This is a genomic window from Staphylococcus sp. HMSC070D05, assembly GCF_001815595.1.
GTDB lineage: Bacteria > Bacillota > Bacilli > Staphylococcales > Staphylococcaceae > Staphylococcus > Staphylococcus hominis.
Map to the genome: position 1 here is coordinate 46,560 of NZ_KV821107.1, position 21,998 is coordinate 68,557.

Annotated in this window: 25 protein-coding genes; 19 read left to right on the forward strand and 6 right to left on the reverse strand. The window is 29.3% G+C overall.

The annotated features are described in order from the left end of the window. Positions 1–104 precede the first annotated feature (104 nt). On the forward strand, positions 105–1,415 hold the full coding sequence (locus HMPREF3046_RS04445; protein WP_070716782.1) for a lipid II isoglutaminyl synthase subunit MurT: 1,311 nt from the start codon (positions 105–107) through the stop codon (positions 1,413–1,415). Positions 1,416–1,417: 2 nt separating this feature from the next. Next, entirely contained in the window at positions 1,418–2,134 is a 717-nt protein-coding gene (locus HMPREF3046_RS04450; protein ID WP_002450023.1) for a lipid II isoglutaminyl synthase subunit GatD, read from the forward strand. A gap of 43 nt (positions 2,135–2,177) precedes the next feature. Here HMPREF3046_RS04450 and HMPREF3046_RS04455 read toward each other — a convergent pair whose 3' ends face one another. Further along, positions 2,178–3,167, reverse strand: a complete 990-nt coding sequence (locus HMPREF3046_RS04455) for an FUSC family protein (protein WP_070716784.1) — start codon at positions 3,165–3,167, stop codon at positions 2,178–2,180. A gap of 173 nt (positions 3,168–3,340) precedes the next feature. Here HMPREF3046_RS04455 and map point away from each other — a divergent pair, with 173 nt between their 5' ends. The 5 genes from map (at position 3,341) to vraR (ending at position 7,539) form a co-directional block, all read left to right on the forward strand. Further along, positions 3,341–4,093 (forward strand): type I methionyl aminopeptidase, encoded by a 753-nt coding sequence (gene map / locus HMPREF3046_RS04460; protein WP_002455125.1) that lies wholly within the window; start codon positions 3,341–3,343, stop codon positions 4,091–4,093. Between the two features lie 674 nt (positions 4,094–4,767). Next, the gene (locus HMPREF3046_RS04465) at positions 4,768–5,154 is read left to right on the forward strand and encodes a hypothetical protein (RefSeq protein WP_070716788.1); all 387 of its coding nucleotides are present in this window, start codon (positions 4,768–4,770) and stop codon (positions 5,152–5,154) included. Positions 5,155–5,175: 21 nt separating this feature from the next. Next, positions 5,176–5,877 carry a cell wall-active antibiotics response protein VraT gene (gene liaF, locus HMPREF3046_RS04470; RefSeq protein WP_070716790.1) on the forward strand — a complete coding sequence of 234 codons (702 nt, stop codon included), beginning with the start codon at positions 5,176–5,178 and terminating at the stop codon, positions 5,875–5,877. Further along, the gene (locus HMPREF3046_RS04475; protein WP_070716793.1) at positions 5,874–6,908 is read left to right on the forward strand and encodes a sensor histidine kinase VraS; all 1,035 of its coding nucleotides are present in this window, start codon (positions 5,874–5,876) and stop codon (positions 6,906–6,908) included. Before liaF ends, HMPREF3046_RS04475 begins: the two co-directional genes overlap by 4 nt. Before the next feature lies 1 nt (position 6,909). After that, the gene (gene vraR, locus HMPREF3046_RS04480; RefSeq protein WP_070716796.1) at positions 6,910–7,539 is read left to right on the forward strand and encodes a response regulator transcription factor VraR; all 630 of its coding nucleotides are present in this window, start codon (positions 6,910–6,912) and stop codon (positions 7,537–7,539) included. An 80-nt stretch (positions 7,540–7,619) separates the two neighbouring features. Here the strand turns inward: vraR and HMPREF3046_RS04485 are convergent, their stop codons facing one another. From HMPREF3046_RS04485 to HMPREF3046_RS04495, 3 genes are all read right to left on the reverse strand, one after another. Continuing rightward, complete coding sequence (locus tag HMPREF3046_RS04485; protein WP_070716799.1) at positions 7,620–8,828, reverse strand: YihY/virulence factor BrkB family protein; 1,209 nt, start codon at positions 8,826–8,828, stop codon at positions 7,620–7,622. A 91-nt stretch (positions 8,829–8,919) separates the two neighbouring features. After that, positions 8,920–9,201, reverse strand: coding sequence for a hypothetical protein (locus HMPREF3046_RS04490; protein WP_070716802.1), 282 nt, complete (start codon positions 9,199–9,201; stop codon positions 8,920–8,922). 5 nt (positions 9,202–9,206) lie between these two features. After that, positions 9,207–9,671, reverse strand: a complete 465-nt coding sequence (locus HMPREF3046_RS04495; RefSeq protein ID WP_002488081.1) for a low molecular weight protein-tyrosine-phosphatase — start codon at positions 9,669–9,671, stop codon at positions 9,207–9,209. Positions 9,672–9,812: 141 nt separating this feature from the next. On the opposite strand from HMPREF3046_RS04495, the gene HMPREF3046_RS04500 reads away from it, so the two are divergent. From HMPREF3046_RS04500 to HMPREF3046_RS04510, 3 genes are read left to right on the forward strand one after another with little or no spacing between them, the layout of a single operon-like run. Next, a complete protein-coding gene (locus tag HMPREF3046_RS04500; protein ID WP_070716805.1) occupies positions 9,813–10,019 on the forward strand; it encodes a DUF1128 domain-containing protein in 207 nt (68 codons plus the stop codon). A gap of 11 nt (positions 10,020–10,030) precedes the next feature. Next, positions 10,031–11,278: an aminopeptidase gene (locus HMPREF3046_RS04505; protein WP_070716808.1), complete on the forward strand. Its 1,248-nt coding sequence runs from the start codon at positions 10,031–10,033 to the stop codon at positions 11,276–11,278. Between the two features lie 32 nt (positions 11,279–11,310). Continuing rightward, positions 11,311–11,844, forward strand: coding sequence for an acyl-CoA thioesterase (locus tag HMPREF3046_RS04510; protein ID WP_070716810.1), 534 nt, complete (start codon positions 11,311–11,313; stop codon positions 11,842–11,844). Positions 11,845–12,140: 296 nt separating this feature from the next. Here HMPREF3046_RS04510 and yfkAB read toward each other — a convergent pair whose 3' ends face one another. Beyond that, on the reverse strand, positions 12,141–13,286 hold the full coding sequence (gene yfkAB, locus HMPREF3046_RS04515) for a radical SAM/CxCxxxxC motif protein YfkAB (RefSeq protein WP_070716813.1): 1,146 nt from the start codon (positions 13,284–13,286) through the stop codon (positions 12,141–12,143). 142 nt (positions 13,287–13,428) lie between these two features. Here yfkAB and HMPREF3046_RS11210 point away from each other — a divergent pair, with 142 nt between their 5' ends. The 7 genes from HMPREF3046_RS11210 (at position 13,429) to HMPREF3046_RS04545 (ending at position 19,061) form a co-directional block, all read left to right on the forward strand. Then, positions 13,429–13,590, forward strand: coding sequence for an SE1561 family protein (locus HMPREF3046_RS11210; RefSeq protein WP_141755517.1), 162 nt, complete (start codon positions 13,429–13,431; stop codon positions 13,588–13,590). A 111-nt stretch (positions 13,591–13,701) separates the two neighbouring features. Then, complete coding sequence (locus HMPREF3046_RS04520; RefSeq protein WP_049434624.1) at positions 13,702–14,220, forward strand: type 1 glutamine amidotransferase domain-containing protein; 519 nt, start codon at positions 13,702–13,704, stop codon at positions 14,218–14,220. Between the two features lie 443 nt (positions 14,221–14,663). Beyond that, positions 14,664–15,476 carry a monofunctional peptidoglycan glycosyltransferase SgtB gene (sgtB, locus tag HMPREF3046_RS04525; RefSeq protein ID WP_070716814.1) on the forward strand — a complete coding sequence of 271 codons (813 nt, stop codon included), beginning with the start codon at positions 14,664–14,666 and terminating at the stop codon, positions 15,474–15,476. 168 nt (positions 15,477–15,644) lie between these two features. Beyond that, entirely contained in the window at positions 15,645–16,448 is an 804-nt protein-coding gene (recX, locus tag HMPREF3046_RS04530; RefSeq protein WP_070716817.1) for a recombination regulator RecX, read from the forward strand. Continuing rightward, positions 16,441–16,755, forward strand: coding sequence for a YfhH family protein (locus HMPREF3046_RS04535; protein WP_070716820.1), 315 nt, complete (start codon positions 16,441–16,443; stop codon positions 16,753–16,755). Before recX ends, HMPREF3046_RS04535 begins: the two co-directional genes overlap by 8 nt. Before the next feature lie 15 nt (positions 16,756–16,770). After that, positions 16,771–18,288, forward strand: coding sequence for an ATP-binding cassette domain-containing protein (locus HMPREF3046_RS04540; protein ID WP_070716823.1), 1,518 nt, complete (start codon positions 16,771–16,773; stop codon positions 18,286–18,288). Further along, the gene (locus HMPREF3046_RS04545; RefSeq protein ID WP_256278213.1) at positions 18,267–19,061 is read left to right on the forward strand and encodes a teichoic acid transporter; all 795 of its coding nucleotides are present in this window, start codon (positions 18,267–18,269) and stop codon (positions 19,059–19,061) included. Before HMPREF3046_RS04540 ends, HMPREF3046_RS04545 begins: the two co-directional genes overlap by 22 nt. 108 nt (positions 19,062–19,169) lie before the next feature. Here HMPREF3046_RS04545 and HMPREF3046_RS04550 read toward each other — a convergent pair whose 3' ends face one another. Beyond that, complete coding sequence (locus HMPREF3046_RS04550) at positions 19,170–20,147, reverse strand: metal-dependent hydrolase (protein ID WP_070716830.1); 978 nt, start codon at positions 20,145–20,147, stop codon at positions 19,170–19,172. A 134-nt stretch (positions 20,148–20,281) separates the two neighbouring features. On the opposite strand from HMPREF3046_RS04550, the gene mutY reads away from it, so the two are divergent. Further along, positions 20,282–21,328, forward strand: coding sequence for an A/G-specific adenine glycosylase (mutY, locus tag HMPREF3046_RS04555; RefSeq protein ID WP_070716834.1), 1,047 nt, complete (start codon positions 20,282–20,284; stop codon positions 21,326–21,328). Between the two features lie 84 nt (positions 21,329–21,412). Further along, the gene (locus HMPREF3046_RS04560) at positions 21,413–21,955 is read left to right on the forward strand and encodes a nucleoside tri-diphosphate phosphatase (RefSeq protein WP_017175215.1); all 543 of its coding nucleotides are present in this window, start codon (positions 21,413–21,415) and stop codon (positions 21,953–21,955) included. The last annotated feature ends 43 nt before the right edge of the window (positions 21,956–21,998 follow it).

Below are 21,998 nucleotides of genomic sequence, written 5' to 3' on the forward strand. Positions count from 1 at the left end.
AGTTATAATTAGAAGTGTATTTAGTTACTTTTAATTGAGAATATTTTTTGTTACTTTAGATACATGATATAATTACTCGAGTGAATTATGCGAGGAGGAAAGACATGAGACAATGGACAGCAACAAGCTTGGCTAAACTAGCACGCAAGATAAGTATCGCAGCAGGAAAAAAAGGAACTGATTTACCAGGTCAAATTGCTCGCAAAGTAGATCAAAATATTTTACGAAAGTTAGCTTCACAAGTTGATGATATTGTTTTTATCAGTGGAACAAATGGTAAAACAACAACTTCCAATTTGATTGGCCACACTTTAAAAGCAAATAATATTGAAATTATACATAATAATGAAGGTGCTAACATGGCTGCCGGAATTACCTCGGCATTCATCATGAAAAATGTAAAAGGTATTAAAGTAGCGGTCATTGAAATTGATGAGGGCTCAATTCCAAAAGTATTAAAAGAGGTTACACCTTCAATGATGGTATTTACTAATTTCTTTCGCGATCAAATGGATCGATTTGGTGAAATTGATATTATGGTTAATAATATTGCAAAATCAATTAGTAATAAAGGGATTAAATTGATTTTAAATGCCGATGATCCATTTGTAAGTCGTTTGAAAATAGCCAGTGATACAATTATATATTACGGAATGAAAGCCCATGCACATGAATTTGAACAGAGTACTATGAATGAAAGTAAATATTGTCCGAATTGTGGTAGATTATTAACTTATGATTATATCCATTATAATCAATTAGGTCATTATCATTGTGAATGTGGATTTAAGCGTGAAACACCTAAATATGAGGTTTCGCAATTTGAGGTGCAGCCATTTATTGATATAGATGTGAACGATGCGCACTTTGAAATGAAAATTGCTGGTGATTTTAATGCTTTTAATGCACTTGCTGCATATTCAGTATTAAAAGAATTAGGCTTAAATAATGATGCAATTCGTAAAGGATTTAAAACATACACTTCAAATAATGGCCGAATGCAATACTTTAAACTTAATCAAAAAGAAGCAATGATTAATTTAGCTAAAAATCCTGCTGGCATGAATGTGAGTCTATCAGTCGGAGATCAACTTAAAGAAAAAAAAGTATATGTTATCAGTCTAAATGATAATGCAGCTGATGGTAGAGATACATCTTGGATTTACGATGCGGATTTTGAAAAGTTACGTAATCAAAATATAGAAAAAATTATTGTAACGGGTACAAGAGCAGAAGAATTACAACTTAGACTGAAATTAGCTGAAGTAGATGTTCCAATTATTTTAGAGAAAGATATTTATAAAGCTATAGCTTTAACTATGAATTATGCAGGCTTTACAGTAGCGATTCCAAATTATACGTCACTTTCACCTATGTTGGAACAACTTAATCGCTCATTTGCAGGAGGACGTTAGATATGTACGAATTAACAGTTTTTCATTTTATGTCGGACAAATTAAATTTATATAGTGATATTGGAAATATCATTGCTTTAAAACAGAGAGCAAAAAAACGCAATATTAATTTAAAAGTTATCGAAATTAATGAAACTGAGGGAGTTACATTAGAAAATTGCGATATTTTCTTCATTGGTGGGGGAAGCGATAGAGAACAAAGTATCGCTACAAAAGAGTTAAGTAAAATTAAAACAATATTAAAAGATGCAATAGAAGATGGAATGCCAGGTTTAACCATTTGTGGTGGATATCAATTTTTAGGTACTAAATATATTACCCCTGATGGTACAGAGTTAGAAGGACTTGGAATTTTGGACTTTTATACAAAATCAAAAACAGATCGTTTAACAGGGGATATCGTAATTAAAAGTGATACATTTGGAACAATAGTAGGTTTTGAAAATCACGGTGGTCGTACATATCATAATTTTGATACATTGGGGCATGTAGTAACAGGGTATGGAAATAATGATGATGATAAAAAAGAAGGTATTCATTATAAAAACTTATTAGGAACTTATCTACATGGGCCTATATTACCGAAAAATCATGAACTTACTGATTATTTATTAGAGAAGGCATGTGAACGTAAAGGGATTCCATTTACACCAAAACAATTAGATAATACTGAAGAAGAAGCTGCGAAATATGTTATTATTGAACGTTCAGAAAAATAAAAAAAGTTGGATGAATTGAATTATTTCAATTCATCCAACTTTTTTATGCTTTAACAAATCGATTATCTAGTAAATTATAGATAAGTAAAATTTCATAAATAACATGACTCTTAATTTGATTCTTATCGAATTCTTCTAATATTTTGACTGAAGATTTTAAAGTAGATACAGACTTAGATTCTCTTTTAAAAACTTCATCTGAAGGGATATTGTTGATACTATTACTAATTTTTATAATTGCCATTTTTTCCTCAGTAGTAAAACAAATATTTACGTTTTTTGGTAAATAAATAATATTTGATAAATGTGTAGCAAGAAGTCTATCAATATATGCTCTATTTGACATGTTCTTTAATTGTTTCCATTCGTCTTCGTTATTTTTATGATAGCGTAATTCATCTCGTTGATAATTCATTAAAGTATCTGTTTTTTTATTCATATCAGATAAAGTTGCTAATGAAATATTACTATTATCTGAATCAAATTTTCCTAATAATAATTCATGACATCTAGAAGCGAATAGTTCATACAATTTATTTTCTGAATGAATCAAGTTCTCTTCGATTTGATGATAATATTTAGGCGGTAATACGAAAAAATTTACTAATCCAGCAGTTACTAGGCCAATTAAAGCTGTTAAGAGTCTTGAGAAAAAATTAAAAATATAGGCTTCATGAATACCAGGTATCATAGCAACTGAAGTTAATACTGCAACAGTTGTACCAACTTGGAGATTTAATTTCGTACACGCTAAAATAGTGAAAATAGCACTAAAGGTGTAAGTAAATGGAGATTGATCGCCGAAGATATAAGTAAAAATAACTGCAAATAATGCACCTATGACAGTAGCAGGAAGTCGACGATAACCTTTTCGTAAAGAAGCTTTAGCAGTTGGTTCAATCGAAACAATTGCTGTTAAAATAGCAAATATAGGAGTTAAGTTTAATAGTAAACAAAATAAAGTTGTTAGAAAAGTAGCTAGCCCCGTTTTTATTGTTCTAGCGCCTATAATATGTTTATACCATTGATTCATATTGTTAAATCCTCTCAAAGAATGAACGTGATGATTATAATGTTAGAATAAGTTTAATATCAAGCTTGATGTAGTGAGACATCAAGTCAATAGATAGTACATTTCTTATTTAGTATATCAAAAAATTTTTGGTATAATAAGGTGAAATATTTTTTAAAAAGGAACGGGATAATATGATTGTAAAAACAGATGAAGAATTACAAGCGTTAAAAGAAATAGGATATATATGTGCGAAAGTGCGAGATACAATGCAAGAAGCAACTAAACCTGGTATTACTACAAAAGAATTAGATAATATCGCTAAAGAATTATTTGAAGAACATGGTGCAATCTCAGCACCTATTCATGATGAAAAATTCCCAGGTCAAACTTGTATTAGTGTTAATGAAGAAGTAGCTCATGGCATACCTGGCAAACGTGTTATTCGTGAAGGGGATTTAGTTAATATAGATGTTTCAGCATTAAAAAATGGATATTATGCAGATACTGGCATTTCTTTTGTAGTAGGAGAAGCGGATAATCCTTTAAAACAAAAAGTATGTGATGTAGCACTTGAAGCATTTGATGCAGCAATGGCTAAAGTAAAACCAGGTACAAAACTAAGTAATATTGGTAAAGCGGTACATGCTACAGCACGTAAAAATGATTTAACTGTCATTAAAAATTTAACAGGTCATGGTGTAGGACAATCTTTACATGAAGCGCCAAGTCATGTTATGAATTATTATGATCCTAAAGATAAGACGCTTTTAAAAGAAGGCGTAGTCATTGCAGTAGAACCTTTTATTTCGTCTAAAGCAACTTTTGTTACTGAAGGCAAAAATGACTGGGCATTTGAAACTAAAGATAAAAGCTTTGTGGCCCAAATTGAGCATACTGTCATTGTTACGAAAGATGGTCCGATTTTAACAACAAAAATTGATTAAGAAAAATGAAGTTGAAAGGAAGTCATTTTGATGTCGTCGTCCCACACTGGCAATGATTCCCCAATATAGAAATGTTTCATAAAGAACGTTTTTATGTTGGGATTCGGAGTCTCTGTTGTTGAAAAAACTTGTGACAAGTGTATTTTCAAGGACTGTCAGCATATTAAAAAAGAGTCGGGGACATAAAGTTTCTGGATAAGTAAAAAAAGACAATTTCTATGCCTAAGACAACAATGATGTCTTAGGCTTTTTTATGATCAACATTGTTCTACTTTGCCAAATTTCTAAATAAGAGTGGATATAAAACATATAATCAAAAAAAAGCTAACAAGATATAGCTTAATTAGTCAAAATGAATCAACTGAACAATATTACAAAATACTCATTTTACTGAAACACCTAAAAGAACAGACTTTAAAAACACAATACCAAATCATAAATAGTTAGTATCAGCGATAAATAAAAAACTAAATTCGAAAATGTGAAGTAAAATAATGTTTAAGATATATGGAGACCACCTTAAATCACTCTTTTTAATGATATTCAACTCATATCTGCTATTTTTAAATTAAAATTAATCGTACTTAAGTATGAGAAGAAAATGGTTCCTAGGACTATATTAAGTAAGATTCCACTCATTTATAATAAAGTTTAGTAAACAACGAGGTGGTTCTATGAATTATTTAGATTTATATTTACAACACTTTTTAAAAATAATTATAAAAAATAATATTAATGATTATCGTTCATTATTAGATGATAAGCTTCAGAGTATGGAACGATATATAAAATATTTAAAAAATAAAAAAGAAAAAATCAATACATTAATTGACAGTTTATCTGCTACACTAGAGAATAAGTATATTGATATGATAAATATGTACAATATAAAGAATGCTCAGGAAGTTCATAACTATGAAATAGATTTATTAAAACAACGTTTAGATAAATTTGAAGCATATTATGCAAAAATTGAAGCTAATATTCATCGTTGTACGAAAGAACATATTGCTGCAGAAGAACAATATGTAATCATTGAACAAATGAGTTATGTAGCTTAATTAAAATCAGGAGGCGACCCATTGACACGTAAATATATATCTACTGAATTATTAATTATTTTTACAGCGCTAATGATTATCGCTAACTTTTATTACATCTTTTTTGAAAAAATTGGATATTTATTTATTTTATTATTAGGAAGTATATTAATTTATGTAGGATACCTTTACTTTCATAAAGTAAGAGGATTATTAGCGTTTTGGATAGGAGCACTACTCATAGCGTTTACTTTGTTATCCAACAAGTATACGATTATTATTTTATTTATATTTTTAGTAATAATCATTATTAGATACTTAGTTTTTAAATTTAAACCCTTGAAGATTGTGGCGTCGGAAGAAGAAGTGACCTCTCCTCAATTTATTAAACAACGTTGGCTAGGTGAACAACGTACTCCAGTATATGTATATAAATGGGAAGATGTGCAAATTCAACATGGGGTTGGAGATATTCATATTGATATGACAAAAGCAGCAAACATTAAAGAAAATAATACGATTGTAGTTAGACATATTTTAGGTAAAGTACAACTGATTGTTCCAGTAAATTATAATATTAATCTTCATATGGCAGCATTTTATGGCACAGCTTATATAAATGGAGAAGCATATAAAGTAGAAAATAATCATGTCCAAGTAGAAGAAAAACCTAAAGAAGAAAATTATAGTGTAAATATATATGTATCAACATTTATTGGTGATGTTGAGGTGATTTATCGATGAATCACTATTTAAGAGCAATAGGATCCATGCTTATTTTAGTGTATAGCATGCTAACTGCGTTTTTATTTATAGATAAAGTTTTTGTAAATATTATATATTTTCAAGGAATGTTCTATACTCAAATATTTGGTATACCTGTGTTTCTATTTCTTAATTTAGTGATTATTTTACTTTGTATTATCGTTGGTTCTGTATTAGCTTATAAAATAAATCAGCAAAATGATTGGATAAAGAATCAAATTGAACATGCCATTGAAGGTGAAACGGTAGGGATTAATGATAAAAACATAGAACTATATAATGAAACGATTGATATTTATCAAATGTTAGTGCCCTTAAATCAAGAATTACAGAGATTAAGAATTAAAACTCAAAATTTAACAAATGAAAACTACAATATGAATGACATTAAAGTTAAAAAAATCATAGAAGATGAGCGTCAGCGTTTAGCAAGAGAACTACACGATTCAGTAAGTCAACAACTTTTCGCAGCAAGTATGATGCTATCAGCTATAAAAGAAACAGAACTAGAACCACCCCTTAATCAACAAATTCCAGTACTTGAGAAAATGATACAAGAATCTCAATTAGAAATGCGAGCGCTGTTACTACATTTGCGACCTTTAGGACTCAAGGATAAATCATTAGGGGAAGGTATTAAAGATTTAGTCATTGATTTACAAAAGAAAGTACCTATGAAAGTCATTTATGATATACAAGATTTTAAAGTTCCTAAAGGAATTGAAGATCATCTATTTCGAATTACACAAGAGGCAATTTCAAATACATTAAGACATTCTAATGGAACTAAAGTGACAGTAGAATTATTTAATCATCAAGATTATTTATTATTAAGAATTCAAGATAATGGTAAAGGCTTTAACGTAGATGAAAAAGTAGAACAAAGTTATGGGTTGAAAAATATGAGAGAACGTGCATTAGAAATAGGTGCAACGTTTCATATCGTATCTCTACCAGATTCAGGAACTAGAATAGAAGTAAAAGCGCCTTTAACGAAAGAGGAGGGTTAATATGACGATTAAAGTATTATTTGTAGATGATCATGAAATGGTTAGAATTGGTATTTCGAGTTATTTATCTACTCAATCTGATATTGAAGTAGTAGGGGAAGGATCATCAGGAAAAGAGGCAATTGAAAAAGCACATACGTTAAATCCTGATTTAATTTTAATGGATTTGTTAATGAATGATATGGACGGTGTAGAAGCGACGACACAAATAAAAAAAGATTTGCCTCATATCAAAGTAGTCATGTTAACAAGTTTTATAGAAGATAAAGAAGTATATAGAGCACTTGATGCAGGTGTTGATAGTTATATATTAAAAACGACAAGTGCAAGTGGTATTGCAGAAGCAGTTAGAAAAACATATCGTGGAGAATCTGTGTTCGAGCCAGAAGTTTTAGTAAAAATGAGAAATAGAATGAAGAAGAAAGCAGAATTATATGAAATGCTCACTGAACGTGAAATGGAAATATTGTTATTAATTGCTAAAGGTTATTCTAATCAAGAAATTGCCAGTGCTTCACATATTACAATTAAAACAGTAAAAACACATGTGAGTAATATTTTAAGTAAACTAGAGGTACAAGATAGAACACAAGCGGTTATTTATGCATTCCAACATAATTTAATTCAATAATAAAAAAGCTCCTTATAAAAAGGTCAAAAAATGACTATTTCATAAGGAGTTTTTTTCGTTAGAAATTTTCTTTTCTATAGCTATTTATCATTATCTTTATCAAATTTATCTTTAATTTTATCAACAAAAGATTCTTGTTCACTATGTTTATCATTGGGTGTAGGATCCACATCATAATTTTTTTCATATTTAGATGATGCTGTAGAATCGTATTCATATTTTGTATTTTCATTGTAGTGATTTTCATTATTATCATCGTGTTTTAAGGCAGCCTCTTCAGGTGTAGAACCTTTAATCACATGTCTTTGATGAATAATTGCATTAATTTCAGCACCAATAATGATAATGAAACATGTAATATAAATCCATAGTAATAAAATGATGATTCCAGCAAGACTACCATATGTTTTAGAATAGTTACCAAAGTTAGATAAATACCAACCAAATGCAAATGATCCTAATAACCATACAATAGAAGTAAAGATTGCACCAGGATATACAGATTTAAACTTAGTTTTAACGTTAGGTGCTACTGAATATAATGTTAAGAATAAAATAATAATAACGATAAGTGGTAACAATATACGCACTAAATCAAATATCCAAGCGACTTGTTGATCTAAACCTAACGGACCAAATAGATGATCTTTAATAAAATTACCAAATGTAGGTAACGTTAGAGCTATAGCTAATACAATAGCCATAACAATTGTAAACAAAATGCTTAATAATTTAAGAACAATAGGATTACGAGCATCTTCAACATCATAAGCAACATTAAATGAATTCATAATTGCTGTCATACCATTTGATGCTGACCAAATAGCTAAAATCAAACCAACTGATAATAAGCTACCACTAGAGTTACTTGTAATATCTTTAAAAATTTTAGTAACAACATCAGCAGTCTCAGCAGGAGCATTTTGACTAACTAAGTCTTTAATTTGCTGAGGATCAATTTGGAATAATGGTAATAAAGTTAATAAAAAGATTAACATTGGGAATAAAGCTAATACAAAGTGATACGTCATTTGAGCCGCTAAACCTGAAGCATCATCTTTACCAATACGATAAATAAGATAAGATAAAAAATTAGAATTTTTAGTATATTTTGCAGGTTTATTTAATCTAGAAACGAAAAAAACTTGTTTATCTTTTTTAGGCTTCTTTGATTGAAATTCCTGAGGTTCTACGTATGTACGATCAACCTTTATTTTCTCTTTATTTTCTTTCTCTTTTTCCTTAATAGAGTTAAGGTACTTAGAATTTGATTGACTTTTTTTTGACATAGACGTCTCCTTAAAAATTAATTCTAAAATAAAGGCAAAACTACCTAAGTAAAAAGGAATTTTGCCTTTATTTTCTGTCAATTATATTTGATTAGCTAAGACGATTGTTTTTACGATTTACAAATGTATCTTTAGCATCTTTAATTGATTTTTCTAATTCTGGATTATTACGACGAATTTCTTCGATTGTATCTTTCCAATACAATACTTCATTTTTAATTGAAGTAATTTTAGAAGGTTTACGAGAACGATTACCTTCTTTAATATTTTTGAATGATTGTACTAATGCATTACGTGTTGATTTATCTGCTAAAGTAGCAGCGCCACCAACGATAGCACCAATAATAATACCTGGAACAAATTTGTTTTCCATTTTAGTTACCCCTCTTTCAAATTAGCATCTTTAACGATAAAATCTATTAAATTGTCACAAGATGATTGTACCATGTCATATACACCTTCAAAATTATTTGTGTAATAAGGATCAGGCACATCAGTCTCTTCCATGTTACTAAATTCTAGCAATTTAAACAATTGACCTTTAAGATTTGGATTAATTGATTTAATATTATTCACATTACTTTGGTCCATAGCGATAATATAATCAAAATCATCATCGGGTTCAAATAATTCACTAACAATACCATCAAAAGGTATATGGTGTTGTTTCAGAATTTTTTGAGTACCTTGATGAGGAGGTTCACCTAGATTCCAACGTCCAGTACCCCTAGAATGTACAATAACATCAGAAATACCGCGTTCTTTTAATCGTTGACGCATGATTGCTTCAGCCATTGTAGAACGGCAAATATTTCCAAGACATACAAAAGCTACATCTACCATCTTGTACTCCTCCAAACTTTAATATATAAACTATTTTATAGTTATTTTTAACATTTATAAAGTCATAATTTTACTAATTTCTATAAAAGTTTAATAAATTTTTATACTTTGATAAAATATGATAATAAAGAGGTGAAATAAATGGCACAGAATAATGAACAAATGATTAAAAATATTCGAAAAAAATTAAATATTGTAAATCAATCTTTAATTAATCCAGAAAAATTTAAAGATACAGATACAAAGGATATTAAAGAAATTCATGATTTTGTTATGTCTAAAGATTCATTTTCACCAAGTGAAATTACAGCAATTGCTGATGAATTAGGTAATTTACGTCACGAGTAAGGAGAATTTAAATGGCCAATCAAGATTATCAAGACAAATTAAAACAATATGCAGAATTATTAGTAAAAGTGGGTATGAACGTTCAACAAAATCAACCTGTGTTTATAAGAACTTCTGTAGAAACTATAGAATTAACGCGCTTAATTATCGAAGTAGCCTATCAAGAAGGCGCTTCAGATGTAAGAGTGGTATATTCAGATCCTATTTTGGAACGTTTAAAATATGAAAATGAATCTGTTGATTATTTTGAAAACCATGCTGTTAAAGCTTATGATGTTGAAGAGCGTATGGATTATGCTCATAGAGGAGCAGCGAATTTAGCGCTTATTTCCGGTGATCCAGATTTATTAAATGGCATTGATGCAGAAAAATTAAAAGCGTCTCAGTTTAATTATGGACAAGCATTCAAAGGGTATATGGAAGGTAGCCAAAAAAATGCATTTCCGTGGGTAGTAGCTGCATTTCCATCTAAAGCATGGGCAAAACGTGTATATCCTAATTTGCCTGAAGAAGAAGCATACAGTCAATTTATCGATGAAGTATTCGAAATTGTACGTGTGGATGGAAATGACCCAATAACAAATTGGGAGCAGCATGTGAAATCTCTAAGTGTCCATGCAAATAAACTTCAAGAAAAAAATTATAAAGCATTGCATTATATTTCCGAAGGCACTGATTTAACAGTAGGGCTACCAAAAGGACATATTTGGGAAGATGCAACAAGCTATGTAAATGGAAATCAACAACCATTTATTGCGAACATCCCAACAGAAGAAGTATTTACTGCACCAGATAGAAATCATGTAGATGGCTATGTCACTAATAAATTACCATTAAGTTATAATGGTAATATTATTGATGGGTTCACTTTAACATTTAAAAATGGTGAAATTATCGATGTTAAAGCAGAAAAAGGTGAAGAAGTTTTAAAAGATTTAATTAGCACAGATGAAGGTTCTAAGCGATTAGGAGAAGTTGCTTTAGTTCCAGATGATTCGCCAATTTCAAATCGTAATACCATTTTTTATAATACTTTATTTGATGAAAATGCATCTTGTCATCTTGCTATTGGTTCAGCCTACGGGTTTAATATTAAAGGTGGCACAGAAATGTCTACTCAAGAAAAAGTAGCAAGTGGGTTAAATGATTCTAATGTTCATGTGGACTTTATGATTGGAAGTTCAGATCTAACAATATATGGTATATTACAAGACGGTTCTAAAGAATTAGTTTTCGAAAATGGGAATTGGGCACAATAACTCATTTAAATTAGGAAGAGGAGAAATAAAGTATGTCAAATTCTCAAGTTAATAAAAAATCTATGTCTGAATCAAAAAGTATTAAAACACGACAAGTATTTCCTCAAGATACTAACCATCACCATACAATGTTTGGTGGATCATTGATGGCTAACATTGATGAAATAGCTGCAATTACAGCTATGAAACATGCGAATGCACAAGTAGTGACCGCTTCTACCGACTCGGTGGATTTTTTAAGACCTATAAAAACAGGGGATATTACATCTTATGAAGCTATGGTAAGTTACGCAGGGTCAAGTTCAATGGAAATCTGTGTGCAAATTATTATTGAAGATGTGCTAAATAAGGAAAGGCATTTAGCAGCATTAAGCTTTTTAACATTTGTTGCACTAGATGAAAATGGAAAACCGACACGTATTCCTAAAGTGTACCCTGAAAATAAAATAGAAACGTGGTTCTATGAAGGAGCACTAAAACGTGTTCAACGAAGAAAAGAACGACGCGAAGAAAGTAAAAGAACGATTGAATTTTTATCTGAAGCACAGCACATAGAAGATATTTAAGATTTATAATAAAAGTCAATCCATATGATATAAAATATATGGATTGGTGTTAAATTATACGAAAGATCCTTATTTTTTAAAAACATATGTCAATGTAAAGTTATATAAAGACTAGATATTTTGGTGAGACTTTTGAGCAGCGAATAGGATAAGCTGAATATTACAAACTGAAGTTGTCTTCTAAAAAAGCGAGTCAACAATACGAAGAATTGTAAATAAAGAAGCCAGTAAATGAATTTATAGTAATCTCATTTACTGGCTATTTTTCTAGGATTTCTGTCCCATCTTTTTTTATATTATTGAAAAATATGTTCAGTGTGCATTGCGATTTCATTTTCTCTAAAGTTTGTATTTGGATAATACATATTTTTAACTAATACGTTTGGTCCTAAGCATTGGAAAGCTTCACAATGACAATTTAAAGATTTTGCTAAATCTGTTGATAACCAGGCATCAAATACATCTGTGAGCTTATCATTTTTAATATTAGAAATTGTTCCATTTTCATCACCAAAATCTGTTACAATAACGTCTCCACTAAATACATTTACATTTAAGCGACTACGGCCATCTGGATCATTTCGAACAGTAACATTTTTTTCATTTCTTAATCGTTCAAGTAAAAGTTGGTCATTTTCATCGTTTATGCAAGGATAGATTGGTAGAGTACCAAATAACATCCAAGTATTTTTATCACGAATGTCTAATAAATGATGAATAGCTTGTTTCATGTCTTTTAATGATAATACATTGAGTTGGCTTGCAAAGTCTGCTGGATACATAGGATGAACTTCATGACGACTACACTTCATATCATTAACAATTTCTTTATGTATGTTTTCTAAATATGGTAGGGTATTTTGATTTAACATTGTTTCCGCTGAAACAAACATTCCTTGGTCGGATAATGTACTAGCATTATCTAGCATTTGTTCATATAATTTTAACTTTGCTTTTAAAGGGGGCTGTTTTTTCATTGCGCCAAAGCCCACCTCGGCAAATTCTTGGATGGTACCCCAATTATGAGAAATGTGCATAACATCAATATATTCTGCAATTTCTAGGTATCGATCTTGAGGTAACGTTAAATTAGAATTCATTTGCACATATATACCTCTTTGATGCGCATATTTCAATAATGGTTTAACAACATTATTTATAGATTTCTTTGAAAACATAGGTTCTCCACCAGTAATCGACATAGTACGTAAATTGGGAATTTCATCTAAGCGTTGGTAAATAAGGTTCATAGGTAATGGATCAGGATCTTTTGTTTGTAATGTATAACCAACTGCACAGTGACTACATCTCATATTACATAAATTTGTAGTAGTAAATTCTACATTACTCAAAGTGAGTTGATCGAACTGTTTAATATCATTATAAGCTTCCCATGGATCATTATAAATTGAGATTGCTTGTTTAATTTTTGAGGTTGTCATTATAAAAACTCCTAAACTTTTAAAACATTTTTCTTTATAAATTACAATAAATATTATTAGAATTATATCTCTTTTTGTCAAATTTTGTTAGGATAGTTATGAATAAAAGCTAAAAATATTATATATAAGGAGTTAAATTCCGATGGATGAAAAACAAACTATTGAACAAATTAAAACAAGATTGTCTAAATTTTTAGAAGATATTGACCACGTTAATCCCGATGAAGTAAGTGTAAGAGATATTGATGAATGGATTGGACTATTAGATCAATTAGAAGAAAAAGTTAAGTTAGTTTCTAAGTAATCGTGGAGTATGAAAAAATTTTTTAACTAAATTTAATACTTATGTTTAAAATATCTTAAATTTGTCTATACACTAAATATAATAAAAATGAAAGAAAAGGTGATTTTGATTATGGCTAAAAAAGTAGCAATTATTTTAGCAGATGAATTTGAAGATATAGAATTAACAAGTCCTAAAGAAGCATTAGAAGAAGCAGGATTTGAAACTGAAGTTATCGGAGATACTGCGAACGCTGAAGTTGTTGGGAAACATGGCGAAAAAGTTACAGTAAATGTAAGTATTGCTGATGCTAAACCAGAAAATTATGATGCGTTATTAATTCCTGGTGGTTTCTCTCCAGATAATTTACGTGGAGATGCAGAAGGACGTTATGGAACATTTGCAAAATACTTTACTAAAAATGATGTTCCAACATTTGCTATTTGTCACGGACCTCAAGTTCTAATTGATACTGATGATTTAAATGGTCGCACGTTAACTGCAGTATTAAATGTTCGTAAAGATTTATCAAATGCAGGTGCAAATGTTGTTGATGAATCAGTAGTAGTTGATAATAATATTGTAACAAGTCGTGTACCTGATGATTTAGATGACTTCAATAGAGAAATTGTTAAAAAATTAAATGATTAATCTAAAATAACTTTTTGAAAGTTATAGTTGAGCCTGAGACATATGTAATTGTCTCAGGCATTTTTAATGTGTTGATAGTCGATGATTGAATTACAATGTAATTGTATTCTGGAGTAGACTCCAATGAAACTGAGAATGTATCATTACAAGTCGTGTCGATTCGTAAGCGTCTGATTGATTTGTTTTCCAGAAATAGAGAAAATACGTTTTAAATGTTACTTTTAAGAATTCATATATTTATGATCTTCATATAGTTGTTTAAATCCGTTTATCCATATTTAAATAATCTCTCTCTATCTTCTTTAAAGTAACTTGAAAATTTAAGCTATATAAAAACCAATGATACACCTTGAGACTGATTTTTGATTGTTTATATAGATAAAAATAACACTTACTGTTAAACTCTCAATTATAGAGTGACCTTTAAGTAAAGGAGCAAGCTTATGAAAAGAAGACAAAGAGATAACTATCCAAAAGAGAAAACAACTTATGATCAAAATGAGCCTCATTATAATACCTATTATCAACCTGTGGGTTCACCACCGAAAAAGAAGAAAAGTAAACGGCTCTTTCTAAGAATGTTTATTATATTTATTGTTATATTTGCTTTGTTTATTGGATTAATGTATTTTTTATCATCTAGAGCGAATGTCGATGATTTACAAACGATTGAAAATAAGAGTAATTTTGTATCCTCAGACAATATGCCGAATTATGTTAAGGGCGCATTTATATCTATGGAAGATGAACGTTTTTCTAAACATCATGGATTCGATATAAAAGGTACAACACGTGCATTATTTTCAACGATTGGTGAACATGATGTACAAGGTGGGAGTACCATTACTCAACAAACTGTAAAAAACTATTATTACAATAATGAACGTTCATTTACACGTAAACTAAAAGAATTATTTGTCGCTCATAAAGTTGAACAGCAATACAGTAAAAATCAAATATTAAGTTTTTATTTGAATAATATTTACTATGGTAATAATCAATATGATATTGAAAGTGCAGCAAATTATTATTTTGGTGCAACTACAAATCAAAATAATAGTAGTCATCCGATTATTACTGTATTACAAAGTGCAATGCTAGCAAGTAAAGTTAATGCCCCAAGTGTATATGATATCAATAACGTATCAAATAATTTCAAGAATCGAATTAAAGTGAATTTAGAAAAAATGAGACAACAGAATTATATTTCTGACAGTCAATATCAAGAAGCCTTATCACAACTTAATAATTATTAATATAGTAATATAACAATTTAATTGAATATAAACTAAGAGTGAGAATGAGAATAAATAAAATTCCATTTCGCTCTTTTTTAATATCAAATACTATGTGTGTTAGACTTTCTGTTATAAAATAAATATATTATTAAAATACTATTTTTAATTAGTATGAGGAGAATGATGATGCCTAAAATTACTAAAATAGAAGTTCAAAAAAATAATAAAGAACGATTTAATCTCTTTCTTGATGAAGCATTTGAAATGGGAATTGATATAGATACACTCGTTAAATTCAATTTGAAAAAGAACCAAATGATAGATGCTGCAGAAATGGAAAAAATCCAAAAATACGAACACTATCGTCTAGGGGTTAATATGGCAATACAATATTTATCATATAAAAAACGAACTGAAAAAGAAGTTAGTGATTATTTGAAAAAGAATGATATTAATGAAATGGCAGTACAAAAAGTGATTGAATATTGTTATAAAGAGCAATATATTAATCACGAAGATTACGCTGAAAGTTTAAAAAATACAATGATCAACACAACAGATAAAGGACCTGAAGTATTTAAACAAAAACTATACCAAGTTGGAGTAGAACCTAATATCATAAATACATATGTTAAACGATATGAAGAAGAGCAACCTATAGAATCTATCATTCATGTTGCTAAAAAAATAATGAAAACTAAAAAAGGTCCTGTTGTTAAAATAAAGCAAAAAGTGATGCATAGCTTAATCCAAAAAGGATATACAATGGAAACTGCACAATATGTACTTAATGAGTTAGACTTTGATCAAGACGAAGAAGTGCTAGATGACTTATTACAAAAGGATTTAGAAAAAGTTTATAATAAACAACGTCGTAAACATGACGGTACTACATTAAAAATGAAAACAATAGAAGCACTTATGAGAAAAGGATATAATTATGATAAAATAAAAATTAAATTAGCAGAAAGTGGTATTTTAGATGAGTGACAAAAGATTAAGTGAAATGTCTGAACAGGAATTGAGACATGAAATACAATTATGTAAAGAAAAAATGCGTAAAGCTGAAATGAATGGCATAATGAATGAATATGATGTTTATGAAAGTAAAGTCATTGTAGCTGAGAGTTATTTAGTCGATCGTTCTAAAATCAAAATAGGAAGAATATATAAATTAAATGATGGTAGTGAACAATACTTTAAAGTTGAACGTTTAAAAGGGGTTTTTGCTTGGGGTTATAGAATAAATAGTACGAATCCTGAAGAGGGGTTACCCATTGCATTATTAAAAATTTAGAAGGATGTAACACAAATGGGAAGTTCAATCGTTTTAAAATTATTAAATGTTACACAATACTATAGAAACCAAAAGAATAGAAAGTGGTATCTGCCGTTTGGTTATGCCGCGGAAGACATAGAATTAAATAAAATATCTTTACATATTTATCAAGGAGAAGCCCTTGCACTTATAGGAGAACCTGGTTCATCCAAAACATTGATTGGAAGAATTATGGCACAAGATATTTCACCTGATAGAGGAAAAGTTGTACAATCAGCAAGTGTTTATTATGGAGATATAAAAAACAAATATTTATTAAATATGTCTGTTAAAAGTTATATTGAAGAAACACAATACTTATTTAATTACGAGACTTCTTCACATATTGTCGATCAAATTATTAAATATGCACATTTAGATGATAAATCTTCGATTCAAGTGAATCAACTTAGTCACTCTGAGTATGCACAATTGATTTTAAGTGTTGCAAGAGTTTGTAAAACAGAAATCATTATTTTAAGTCATATTCTCGAATATCTTGATGAAGCTTTTTTAAATAAGGCGAAACAACTTTCAAAAGACTATGTGTCTAATGATTTATCCATTATATTTGTAGACAATGATATTTCTAAAATATCTCAAGTGAGTAACTATGTTACATGGATTTCTCACGGACAAGTGCGTATGGAAGGGTCTTTAAATGACGTTTTACCAGTATTTAATGATCATGAAAGAGATAGATTAAGTATCGAAGATGAAGAGACACTTAAGAACTTTGATTTAGATTGGAAGAAAAGTAGAAGTAAATTGCCGGAAATGAGTTATAACTTTAAAAGAGTCGAACGATACAAACATGTTAAAGTTCCGGATTTTATAGTTAAATTTTGGACGCTTTTAGTTTCAACGTTAATCGTCTTAGTGTTACTTGGCTCACTAGTAGTGAATAATATAGGAAAAATTGAAATTCCTATCAACGAATCTCAGAAGAAAGTTCAAAATCAAGACACGAATCCTTTTGAAAATAAACTTTCTTATGGAATTGTTCTACATGAGGAAGTGACATTATCTAATCATCAAGATATTGAAATGCCAAAATATTCTTTTGTGACGATTACTGGAGAAAGTGCTTCAAAATACCGCTTAATTGTCGATGATGATACATATGAAGTAGGTAAGAACAAAATTTATTATTTTAATCCTGCAGCATTATATGAAACGCATAAATTTAGTACTTTAGCGCCTTATATGAAGTCAAACTACAGTAAGTATGTTGATTATTTTAATACTCAATTACATAAACCACATAAGCAAGTGAAAAAGACGCTTGTTCCTGAAAAAGATCAACGATTTGTGGTGCCTATTACACAACAACCTATTAAAATGTTATTCAATGATGAGGATAAGTTAACTGGTTTTGTATTTCCTATAGTAGATAAATCAAAATTAGAGCGTAAATTTAATATTAAAGATAATGTATGGATTTCAAAATTAAATAATGGATATTTAATTGCTGATATGAAAAACAGTAAATGGATTTATATCGAATTGTAGGTGTAAACATGATAGATAAGTTAATATTATATTTTAAACATTTTCCATCTCTTTTACATTTGGCTAAAGCAAAAGTAAAAGAGACTTGGAAATATGATGTGGTTTTACTTTTAATACAACTAATTATCATTAGTATAATAATTGGAGTGATGTATTTATTTAATACAGAAGAAATTGAAAAGGCCCAATGGATATATCGAATAATTGCGTTCTATACTTTTGTAACCATTGCTTATATGATATATAAATCATTCAAATTATATAATTATGATTATCTTATTGCTAAATCATTTCAACTCACACCTATGATTACGCCCATCCTTAATGCACTGATAGGGTCTATAATTATCTGTGTTTTATCATTGATTACGTCAATCTTTAAGCCAGTAAACCTTGAAACCTCGGTGATATCTTTTGTTTATTTTATAATTATGTCGATTATATTTATTGTTTTTATATCAATAACATTAGGTTTATTAACTTTAATAAGTAAAAAAGTATTTAAATTTTATGTGATAGCAACAATTGTGTTATTCTTTTTAGTGCCTATCATTTTTATACCTAATAATAAAGCAAATATGATTGATCAAATATTAAAAATTAATCCATTATATTATTTGATTGACGGATTATCATCTTCACTCGTTTTTGGAGCTGTAAATATGTACAATATTGTGTATCATATTTATTTTATTGCTTTTTTAGTATTAATTGGAGTTATCAATTTTATTTTAAGTCGACTTGTTACCCATAAGAAGTATAAATATATTTAATATATGAATAGATAGCTATAAATAATATATAATTTTATAATAATAACCCCTAAATGACTGTCAATAAGTCATCTAGGGGTTGTTTAAATTATAGTTAAAGTTAATGGATTAATGAGAGTACAATTTTTTTTGAAGTTTTTCTTCTGTAAATACCCATCCAATATAGGAATGGTCAATTTTTTGATCTTGAGTAAGATGTGCAATTGCTGCAAAAGAATAATGTCCTTTATTTAGATAACGTAAATCTATCAATCGTATCTCAGTTGTTTGATCATCAAGTTTGCGTATGTGCCAACGATAGATAGAAGAGAATTTTAAAAACGTTCTTATTTCAGGATTACTTTTTATTTGCCATAAAAGTGTATCGGGTGAAAATTGTTGACGTTTTACTTTATCACTAAACGTTATATTACGACCATAAGCCCTACCTACATAATCATAGCTTTCAGTTTGAATAGCTACACGCCATTCCATAAATTTCATAGTAGGGGCAACAAAAATTTTCACAGGATGATGTTCATCATGAATGTGTTTCAATGCTTGAGATTTGATTATTGATTGCATTTTAAATCTAACGATATAATAAATAATTAAAATGCCAACAATTGGAAAGAACACTAGATATGGATGAACGCCTAATAACCATAGCGTGATTCCTATACATAATATTAAAAAAATAATTGGATCGAATGTATTGATTACACTAAGTTGTATCCACTTATTTGATATAGGTCTAAGTGCTTGTGTACCATATGAATTAAAGATATCTACAAAAACATGTAAAAAGACCGCTAACTGAGCCCACATCCATATATGAGTCACATCTACATGTGGAAAGATAACATATATTATAAAAGCAAGTAATATTGGCCATAAAATCGTAAAGGGTATGGAATGTGTAATACCACGATGATGTGAAATATAAGTTGCATTATTTTTTAATTTTAAAACCGTATCGCCATCTGGTATTAAAGAACCCGCAATTAAAGTTGTTGCAGTAGCTGTCATAGAATGTGACATTGCGGGATCTTGTGTAGCTAAAGCAGTTAGTCCAATGCCGATAGCAATATGAGTGGCTGTATCCATAAAAGTTCACTCTTTTCATCTTGATTTAATATATATTATAATCTAAAAATTAGAATAACAAAATTAAGATACTTATCAAATATTAGCGATTATTATAACTTATAATTTTTTTATGTAAGAGAAAGGATAATGTAATGTTAAATGAAGCGACGTTTAAAAATAATATTGTGACATGGTTTGAGAAAAATCAAAGAGAAATGCCTTGGAGAGAAACAACTAATCCATATTATATATGGCTAAGTGAAGTTATGCTTCAACAAACACAAGTTAAAACAGTCATTGATTATTACAATAAATTTATTAATCGATTTCCTACAGTTGAAGCGTTAAGTGAAGCAGAAGAAGATGAAGTATTAAAGTATTGGGAAGGTCTTGGATATTATAGTCGTGCCCGCAATTTTCATACGGCAATTAAAGAAGTACACCATAATTATAATGGTGAAGTGCCATCATCCCCTAAAGTTTTTGGTGAATTAAAGGGAGTAGGTCCGTATACTCAAGCAGCTGTAATGAGTATTGCTTTTAATCGCCCTTTAGCTACTGTAGATGGAAATGTGTTTAGAGTATGGACTCGACTTAATAATGACTATCGTGATATCAAATTACAATCTACTAGAAAAGCATTTGAAAAAGAGCTTGAAGCTTTTGTACAAGAAGAAGCGGGTACATTTAATCAATCAATGATGGAATTAGGTGCAACAATATGTACACCTAAGAATCCATTATGCTTATTTTGTCCAGTACAGGAAAATTGTGAAGCGTTTCGAAAAGGAACTACGTTAGATTTACCTATCAAAACTAAAAAACAAGCTAAGAAAATAATTAATCAGGAGGTTTTTTTAGTCAGAAATCAGAAAGGTCAATATCTGATTGAAAAACGTCAAGAAAAGCTACTTAATGATATGTGGCAATTTCCAATGTTTGAAAGCCCGAATGGGATTCAAAAACTAGAATATAAGTTAAACCATTCATTAACTTTAGCTGAGAATGCAATATTTCAATTAAAGCACCAATTTACACATAAAACTTGGAATTTAAATGTTTATAGTGTGATTGAAGATATAAATATTGAATCAGCACAATTACCGGACTTTATGGAATGGTTTGATTTAGAAAATCGAGACGAGTATTCTTTCCCTGTATCAATGAGTAAAATATATGAGTTTATAGTTGGTAAATAGAAAAACATATTATCTCTCTTTAAAGAAGTTTAAAAAAATATGGTATAATTCAAATTGTAAAAACTTTAAAAGGTGGTGTGGAGTATGGTCAAAGAATCCATACCTAAAGAAGGCGAAAATATAAAAATTCAAAGCTATAAACATGATGGAAATATTCATAGAGTATGGTCTGAAACAACGATTTTAAAAGGAACAGATCACGTCATCATTGGTGGAAATGATCATACCTTAGTAACTGAAAGTGATGGACGTACATGGATTACTAGAGAACCTGCAATCGTGTACTTTCATTCTGAGTATTGGTTTAATGTAATTTGCATGTTTAGAGAAGATGGTATTTACTATTACTGTAATTTATCTTCGCCTTTTGTATGTGATGAAGAAGCTTTAAAATATATTGATTATGATTTAGATATTAAAGTTTATCCAAATGGTAAATATCATTTATTAGATGAGGATGAATATGAACAACATATGAAACAAATGAATTATCCTCATGAAATAGACGTAATACTAAGAAGAAATGTAGACATTTTACAACAATGGATAGAACAGAAAAAAGGGCCTTTCGCTCCTGACTTTATAAAAGTATGGAAACAAAGATATAAAAAAATTCGTAATTACTAAGCATAATTGAAGCAAATAGTAATTAATTAGTTTATAGTACTTG

Bases quoted from the DNA above. Each gene is read 5' to 3' on its own strand.
- HMPREF3046_RS04445 (WP_070716782.1), top strand. From the start codon at position 105: ATGAGACAATGGACAGCAACAAGCTTGGCTAAACTAGCACGCAAGATA.
- HMPREF3046_RS04450 (WP_002450023.1), top strand. From the start codon at position 1,418: ATGTACGAATTAACAGTTTTTCATTTTATGTCGGACAAATTAAATTTA.
- HMPREF3046_RS04455 (WP_070716784.1), bottom strand. From the start codon at position 3,167: ATGAATCAATGGTATAAACATATTATAGGCGCTAGAACAATAAAAACG.
- map (WP_002455125.1), top strand. From the start codon at position 3,341: ATGATTGTAAAAACAGATGAAGAATTACAAGCGTTAAAAGAAATAGGA.
- HMPREF3046_RS04465 (WP_070716788.1), top strand. From the start codon at position 4,768: ATGAATTATTTAGATTTATATTTACAACACTTTTTAAAAATAATTATA.
- HMPREF3046_RS04475 (WP_070716793.1), top strand. From the start codon at position 5,874: ATGAATCACTATTTAAGAGCAATAGGATCCATGCTTATTTTAGTGTAT.
- vraR (WP_070716796.1), top strand. From the start codon at position 6,910: ATGACGATTAAAGTATTATTTGTAGATGATCATGAAATGGTTAGAATT.
- HMPREF3046_RS04485 (WP_070716799.1), bottom strand. From the start codon at position 8,828: ATGTCAAAAAAAAGTCAATCAAATTCTAAGTACCTTAACTCTATTAAG.
- HMPREF3046_RS04490 (WP_070716802.1), bottom strand. From the start codon at position 9,201: ATGGAAAACAAATTTGTTCCAGGTATTATTATTGGTGCTATCGTTGGT.
- HMPREF3046_RS04495 (WP_002488081.1), bottom strand. From the start codon at position 9,671: ATGGTAGATGTAGCTTTTGTATGTCTTGGAAATATTTGCCGTTCTACA.
- HMPREF3046_RS04500 (WP_070716805.1), top strand. From the start codon at position 9,813: ATGGCACAGAATAATGAACAAATGATTAAAAATATTCGAAAAAAATTA.
- HMPREF3046_RS04505 (WP_070716808.1), top strand. From the start codon at position 10,031: ATGGCCAATCAAGATTATCAAGACAAATTAAAACAATATGCAGAATTA.
- HMPREF3046_RS04510 (WP_070716810.1), top strand. From the start codon at position 11,311: ATGTCAAATTCTCAAGTTAATAAAAAATCTATGTCTGAATCAAAAAGT.
- yfkAB (WP_070716813.1), bottom strand. From the start codon at position 13,286: ATGACAACCTCAAAAATTAAACAAGCAATCTCAATTTATAATGATCCA.
- HMPREF3046_RS11210 (WP_141755517.1), top strand. From the start codon at position 13,429: ATGGATGAAAAACAAACTATTGAACAAATTAAAACAAGATTGTCTAAA.
- HMPREF3046_RS04520 (WP_049434624.1), top strand. From the start codon at position 13,702: ATGGCTAAAAAAGTAGCAATTATTTTAGCAGATGAATTTGAAGATATA.
- sgtB (WP_070716814.1), top strand. From the start codon at position 14,664: ATGAAAAGAAGACAAAGAGATAACTATCCAAAAGAGAAAACAACTTAT.
- recX (WP_070716817.1), top strand. From the start codon at position 15,645: ATGCCTAAAATTACTAAAATAGAAGTTCAAAAAAATAATAAAGAACGA.
- HMPREF3046_RS04535 (WP_070716820.1), top strand. From the start codon at position 16,441: ATGAGTGACAAAAGATTAAGTGAAATGTCTGAACAGGAATTGAGACAT.
- HMPREF3046_RS04540 (WP_070716823.1), top strand. From the start codon at position 16,771: ATGGGAAGTTCAATCGTTTTAAAATTATTAAATGTTACACAATACTAT.
- HMPREF3046_RS04545 (WP_256278213.1), top strand. From the start codon at position 18,267: ATGGATTTATATCGAATTGTAGGTGTAAACATGATAGATAAGTTAATA.
- HMPREF3046_RS04550 (WP_070716830.1), bottom strand. From the start codon at position 20,147: ATGGATACAGCCACTCATATTGCTATCGGCATTGGACTAACTGCTTTA.
- mutY (WP_070716834.1), top strand. From the start codon at position 20,282: ATGTTAAATGAAGCGACGTTTAAAAATAATATTGTGACATGGTTTGAG.
- HMPREF3046_RS04560 (WP_017175215.1), top strand. From the start codon at position 21,413: ATGGTCAAAGAATCCATACCTAAAGAAGGCGAAAATATAAAAATTCAA.